The organism is Nostoc sp., from assembly GCF_036916575.1.
Taxonomy (GTDB): domain Bacteria; phylum Cyanobacteriota; class Cyanobacteriia; order Cyanobacteriales; family Nostocaceae; genus Nostoc.
In genome coordinates, this window is record NZ_JBALGC010000096.1 from 1 (window position 1) to 5,477 (window position 5,477).

The following is a 5,477-nucleotide window of genomic DNA, read 5'->3' on the forward strand; positions in this document are numbered from 1 at the left end:
AAGTGGGTGTGCTAGAGTTTTGTCTCTACAGACAATGTATGATTCTTGGGAACAGGGTGCAGAATAGAGCGTGATGAAAGCAGAAGTAGCGTATAGAACCCATTTGACATCTTTACGGGATTGAATTAAGGTACACACAACTTCAAATGGGTTCTATAGGTACAAAGTCAGGTCATGGACGACTGTAACCCATTCCACATCAGGGTAACACTCATCAATCAGGTACTTCATTTGTTGGGCATAGTCCAATAGACAGATTATTATGATATTAATGTTATGATAATAATGTTATTATAAGAATAAAGTCTGCATAAAAGCAAATCTCCTTGAGGATGAAGCCAGTGTCAGTAGAGCGATCGCCAAAACCAAAAAACGAGCAACTCAAACCAGCAGAGGTGGATGAACCGTATGTATTGGATGAGGATCTTGGCTATCTCATGGGTAGAGTATTCGCGAAGAATAATCGCAACTGCTACCAGGAACTTAGCGATCTTGATATCACACCCCAGCAGTACGTTGTCATGATGAAACTGTTGGAGAAAGGCGCAACTTCTCAGAATGAACTGGGGCTGTTGGTGGGAATGAAGCCCGTTACCATCCACGGTATCATTCGTATTCTTGCAGCACGCGGATTGATTGAGACGCATCCGCACGAAAAGGATCGGCGACTGCATATGCACTCAATTTCCACTGCCGGAAAAGAGATAGTCAATGAGTTAGTTAAGCGCGTGCAAAAAGTAGGAATCAAAAACTTTGCACCTCTTAATCCCACCGAACAAGAGACATTACGGCACATCCTCAAAAAACTGCTTCCCCAGGATATAGACTTTCAAAACACGATTGAATTTTTGACAAGGAAAAACCATGACTAATCCTGCCCGTATTGATGTTCACCAACATATCCTTCCTCCTGCTTATGCGAACTGGCTAAATGAGAAAGGGATCGAGTCTGGGGGAGTGCCGACTCCACAATGGAGTGCAGAAGATGCACTCAAGTTAATGGATGAGAATGGCATTGCAACTGGAATCCTCTCAGTTTCGAGTCCTGGTGTGCATCTAGGCAATGATGCCCAGGCGCGGGTCAAGGCTCGTGAAGTGAATGAGTTTGCGGCTAAGGTAGTTAGTGATCATCCCCATCGATTTGGATTCTTTGCAACCCTGACCTTGCCTGATGTTGATGGTGCGCTCGCCGAAGCAGTCTATGCTTTAGATGAATTACACGCGGCTGGGGTAGTTTTGCTAGCAAATTCCCACGGTCGCTACCTGGGAGAGAAGGACTTTGACCCACTCATGCAAGAGTTGAATCGCCGCCATGCTGTAGTTTTTGTCCATCCTTCAGAGCTACCGGGGCCAAGTGTACAAGGTGTACCGTCCTTCGCTGCCGACTTCTTACTCGATACCACCCGTGCTGCGATTAATCTCATCGTGTCTGGTACAATGACTCGCTACACCAATCTGAAAGTGATTCTGTCCCATGCTGGGGGATTCATCCCTTACGCCGCCCATCGGATGGCTCCAGTATGTTCCCCCGATGGCAATGTCGAAACTGGACTAGAAAACCTCCGCCGCTTTTACTTCGACACCGCCTTGTCTTCCAGTCCGACTGCATTGCCCAGTTTGCTGGCGTTCGCTGACCCTAGCCACATTCTTTACGGTAGTGACTCACCCTTCGCTCCTGTGCAAGCTGTAAGTCGTTTCACAGATGGACTTGATACCTACCCGCTCGACAATCAGCTACGTTCAGCGATTAATCGGATGAACGCCGAGACTCTGTTTGGGCAGTTCGCCAACGTACTCATACCAATTCAAAATTAAGAAAGCCAGATATCACAAGGATTTGAGCGTGTGTATCTGTCGCATTCTTTTTTCAAATAGCAGCAACTCAAAATACAAATGAATTCAGGAGATTATCAAAAATGACAAATAATAGCCATACAGTAGCTACCGTCCCCCTAGATGTGGATGTTGCGATCGTTGGAGCCGGTATAGGCGGGCTAGCTACCGCCGTAGCATTGCGTCAGGCTGGCATCAAAGCCCACGTGTACGAACGGACAAAAGTACTTAAAGAAGTTGGCGGCGCGGTTCTCATCCGCAAACCCAGTGTGCGGCTCTTTGAGGCATGGAATGTCGGCGATCGCTTCTATGCGGAGGCTGTGCAGACCAAGGTGATCGAATTGCGTGACAGCGAGGGCAAACCGATCGGTACGACTCCTGCCGACATGACTGGCGAAGGTAGGGCTTACTCCGTACATCGCGCTGATGTCCATGCCCTGCTGCTGGAGGGTGTAGATCAGCAGCATATTCATCTCGGTATGGAAAGCGTCGAGGCATTTGAAGACAGGGATCGCGGTGTCGTGAGGTTTGCAGACGGACCGCAGGTTCGCGCCAAGGTCGTGATCGGAGCCGACGGTATCAAGTCTGTGGTTCGCAAGTTCATTCATAACGACGAGATGATCTTCTCAAAGCTGGTCGTCCTCCGTGGACTTGCGCCTAGTTCCGCGATACCTGAAGGCCTGCCAAACGACCAGATATATATGTGGGGACAACCTCCCAAGATGCTGACGCTACTACCTCTGCGCGGGGGTGCTGAGGTAGCTATGGACACCATCATGGTGCAGGACACCCCGCCGAAGGATCTCTGGACAAGTGAAGTGCCAACGTCGGAACTACTCGATTTCTTCAAAGGCTTTGATCCTGCCATTATCAAGCTGATCGAAGCTGGGACGGTTCCGGTTCGGGCAAACCCGGTCTACGAACGCGAACCCATCGACACCTGGAGTACCGCATACATCACCCTGCTGGGCGACGCGGCTCATCCTATGGCACCACGCGCCGGCCAGGGCGCGAACCAGGCAATTCAGGATGCCGATACTTTAGCGCGGGCATTGAGTGGGGAAGGAATGACGAACATTCCCGACGCACTGCGCCGCTACCACGAGGAACGTGTACCGATGACCAAAAAAATGCAGATCGCTTCGAGGTCATCACCCCAAATCCAGCCGCTGCCTGTAGGCGAGTGATTTGACACAGCAAATATAGAACCCATTTGAGATATCAGGAAGTGGCTGCAAGGCGCTTAAGCATTAACCTAACAAAGCAGAGGTTAATTTTAGTTGTGGCATGAGATAGAGTTTGCTCAAAGTTCTTGACTAGACTTTTGCAACGCTCCATCCAAGCATTTGATCGTTCTATCACCCATCGAGCCACCGCTGGCACAAATCCAGATTTTCCTTGGGCTGCTTTCTCTTGTTTCGAGGGCTTTGTCGAAAGCTCAAACCTGATTTTCGTCATGATCTGAGGATAAACCTTCTCCAATGCTTCAATTAAATAGTCAATGTGATAACCGTGGTCTAGCAGGATGGTAATCTTGAGAAGATCAACAGGTTTTGATTTGAAATAATCGATGTTGAGCGTCAACATCTCAATCAATCCCGCATCATCTGAAACATTGGCTTTTGTGCAATGAGTGAAGAAGGGAAACCCAAGGCTATCAACGGCTAGATGCCTTTTAATCCCATTGGTTGCTTTGTAAAAACAGAATCCCTTCGAGTCTACACTTGCATTACAGGTATTTTTCACAGCTTGGGAGTCAATGATGATTAACGTCGTCCACTTAGGCTTTTTTTTACCTGCTCACGCACTTGTTCATGTAAAGTACTCATTAGTTGCTCAATCACGCCAGCACTTCGCCACTGTTTGTAGTGCCAATAGACGGTTGAGTAAGGAGGCAAGTCTTTGGGCAAGTCTTCCCAGTTGCAACCATTCTTGAGCTGATAGAGGATGCCATCGAGGAGCTCTGGCTTTGTCCAATTGCAAGGTCTTGTCCGCTTCTTAGTCGGTAATATCTGAGGCAACAGCGGTTCCAGAAATTCCCATTCTGCATCAGTGAGGCTGCTCGAATACTTCATGCTGGCTGGATTCAAGGGTTGTGTGTACCTTAATTCAATCCCGTAAAGATGTCAAATGGGTTCTATATGACCAAGATGGGCAAGTAGTTTCCAATATTACTCATGCTAACTATTTCCCGCTTTTGCTGTGTGGGCTTGACTGAAGTTGGCGCATACTGGGGAGGCATGGAGATAGTCGGGGTATCGCGGAAAACCTAGAAATCCTAACTGTGCTATTTCTTGGACTGTTAGCTGGATGACTTTGCAGCCATATTCATGAAAGTTACGGTGATGGTTGAGAGCGATCGCCCGACTCAGTTCTGGTTTACTTGGGTCAAATTCTACTGCAATGACCGGGCGAATACCAGCCTGTACCATCCCTGCTTCAATCCCGCCACCACCAGCGAAAAGTAGTACAGCGATCGGTGCATTATCTGGAAGAACTGGTTTTAATTTTGTGTTATCAAAATTTTTGCCCCCATCTAATTTTGGTAATGGCTTTTTGGTTTTCGCTCTCTTGATAAAAGCGATAATATCTTCCCTAATTGCCTCCTGCTGTTGCATTAGACGAACCATTGGGACAGCACCAAGGGGAATTGAGCCTATACTTTTACCCTTCCAAACGCCGTTATATTTTTCCTTCCAGTTATATCCCCACCTCCAAAAAAAGGGGTTATTTGGGTCACGCTCACCAATGACACGGGGATAAAAAACGGTTGAGCCATCAAGTAGCTTTTTAATTTCGAGGTACGGGTAAAGGCATCCAACCGATTCGCATTGTGAGCCTTTGACCCCTTTCTCGCTTGATTTTTCGGGTATTGCAGATAACTTAATTGTTACTGGTTTTGGCTTCAGGGGTAGGGTATCGCTTAAGACTGTTTTAGTCATGCAACCACCTCCATGACTAAATCATCCGGCACTTCAAAAATCCCCAACCGCCCAATGTAAGGAATCGGTGTAATCTCGCGTGGATTCTCCAGCTGACAGTGATATTGCCCAGGCATTCCCCAGCCAGACGCAACTTGTGAAAACTGACAGTCTACTATTGTGACTATACCGATGACCTGACCGCGACGTAGAGAGATTAACTCTGGGATTACTACCCCCATATCTTGACAAAATTCAATCGAAAGCTGGTACTCTTTTTTAGTACAGGTTTTTGCAGCGTGAATCAGAATGTCGCCGCGATAATTGATAGGCCAACCACGGTTTTCTATGTTTTTGGTGGAGTGAATGATTGCCCAAGCCCAAGGCTGACGAACGGATAGTGCTTTCACGGTGTTTTAAAACTCCAGTAATTGAATGTATGCGTCTTTCTTCCGCGATCGCTGGATGTGGCTGTAAATTACCTAGCCAAGTTCAAAAATTTCGATGTGGATAAATCGCACAACATCGTTGCAGTGCCAAGCTTACCGTAAAGGCGGTTTTTCTCAACAATCAACTCAATAGTGCGGTCACTTGGGTCTTTCGTGTAGACAGCATCCCGGTAAAGCATAATTAACGGGACTTAAACAAAAATCAAGCCCAAATATAGCCCAAACTGGCTTTATAAGAAGCAAACAGGTCACGATTAAGAGTCAACCAATCAAA

8 protein-coding genes are annotated in these 5,477 nt (G+C 47.2%); 3 read left to right on the forward strand and 5 right to left on the reverse strand.

The annotated features are described in order from the left end of the window. The first annotated feature begins 332 nt into the window (after positions 1–332). From V7L29_RS20825 to V7L29_RS20835, 3 genes are all read left to right on the forward strand, one after another. On the forward strand, positions 333–872 hold the full coding sequence (locus V7L29_RS20825) for a MarR family winged helix-turn-helix transcriptional regulator (RefSeq protein WP_334691426.1): 540 nt from the start codon (positions 333–335) through the stop codon (positions 870–872). Further along, entirely contained in the window at positions 865–1,815 is a 951-nt protein-coding gene (locus V7L29_RS20830) for an amidohydrolase family protein (RefSeq protein ID WP_334691427.1), read from the forward strand. The genes V7L29_RS20825 and V7L29_RS20830 overlap by 8 nt, the downstream gene beginning before the upstream one ends. 101 nt (positions 1,816–1,916) lie before the next feature. Further along, positions 1,917–3,020 (forward strand): FAD-dependent oxidoreductase, encoded by a 1,104-nt coding sequence (locus tag V7L29_RS20835; RefSeq protein WP_334736684.1) that lies wholly within the window; start codon positions 1,917–1,919, stop codon positions 3,018–3,020. A gap of 34 nt (positions 3,021–3,054) precedes the next feature. Here V7L29_RS20835 and V7L29_RS20840 read toward each other — a convergent pair whose 3' ends face one another. The 5 genes from V7L29_RS20840 to V7L29_RS20860 form a co-directional block, all read right to left on the reverse strand. Beyond that, positions 3,055–3,579, reverse strand: coding sequence for a transposase (locus tag V7L29_RS20840; RefSeq protein WP_334736685.1), 525 nt, complete (start codon positions 3,577–3,579; stop codon positions 3,055–3,057). 20 nt (positions 3,580–3,599) lie between these two features. Then, positions 3,600–3,908, reverse strand: a complete 309-nt coding sequence (locus V7L29_RS20845) for a transposase (protein WP_334736686.1) — start codon at positions 3,906–3,908, stop codon at positions 3,600–3,602. Positions 3,909–4,013: 105 nt separating this feature from the next. Next, the gene (locus V7L29_RS20850; RefSeq protein ID WP_334736687.1) at positions 4,014–4,775 is read right to left on the reverse strand and encodes a hypothetical protein; all 762 of its coding nucleotides are present in this window, start codon (positions 4,773–4,775) and stop codon (positions 4,014–4,016) included. Beyond that, complete coding sequence (locus V7L29_RS20855) at positions 4,772–5,164, reverse strand: ASCH domain-containing protein (RefSeq protein ID WP_334736688.1); 393 nt, start codon at positions 5,162–5,164, stop codon at positions 4,772–4,774. The genes V7L29_RS20850 and V7L29_RS20855 overlap by 4 nt, the downstream gene beginning before the upstream one ends. 68 nt (positions 5,165–5,232) lie before the next feature. Further along, positions 5,233–5,382, reverse strand: a complete 150-nt coding sequence (locus V7L29_RS20860) for a hypothetical protein (RefSeq protein ID WP_334736689.1) — start codon at positions 5,380–5,382, stop codon at positions 5,233–5,235. Between the last annotated feature and the right edge of the window lie 95 nt (positions 5,383–5,477).

What these genes read in the sequence shown, in the direction of transcription:
- V7L29_RS20830 (WP_334691427.1), top strand. Translation starts at nt 865, where the DNA reads ATGACTAATCCTGCCCGTATTGATGTTCACCAACATATCCTTCCTCCT.
- V7L29_RS20860 (WP_334736689.1), bottom strand. Translation starts at nt 5,382, where the DNA reads ATGCTTTACCGGGATGCTGTCTACACGAAAGACCCAAGTGACCGCACT.
- V7L29_RS20825 (WP_334691426.1), top strand. Translation starts at nt 333, where the DNA reads ATGAAGCCAGTGTCAGTAGAGCGATCGCCAAAACCAAAAAACGAGCAA.
- V7L29_RS20835 (WP_334736684.1), top strand. Translation starts at nt 1,917, where the DNA reads ATGACAAATAATAGCCATACAGTAGCTACCGTCCCCCTAGATGTGGAT.
- V7L29_RS20850 (WP_334736687.1), bottom strand. Translation starts at nt 4,775, where the DNA reads ATGACTAAAACAGTCTTAAGCGATACCCTACCCCTGAAGCCAAAACCA.
- V7L29_RS20845 (WP_334736686.1), bottom strand. Translation starts at nt 3,908, where the DNA reads ATGAAGTATTCGAGCAGCCTCACTGATGCAGAATGGGAATTTCTGGAA.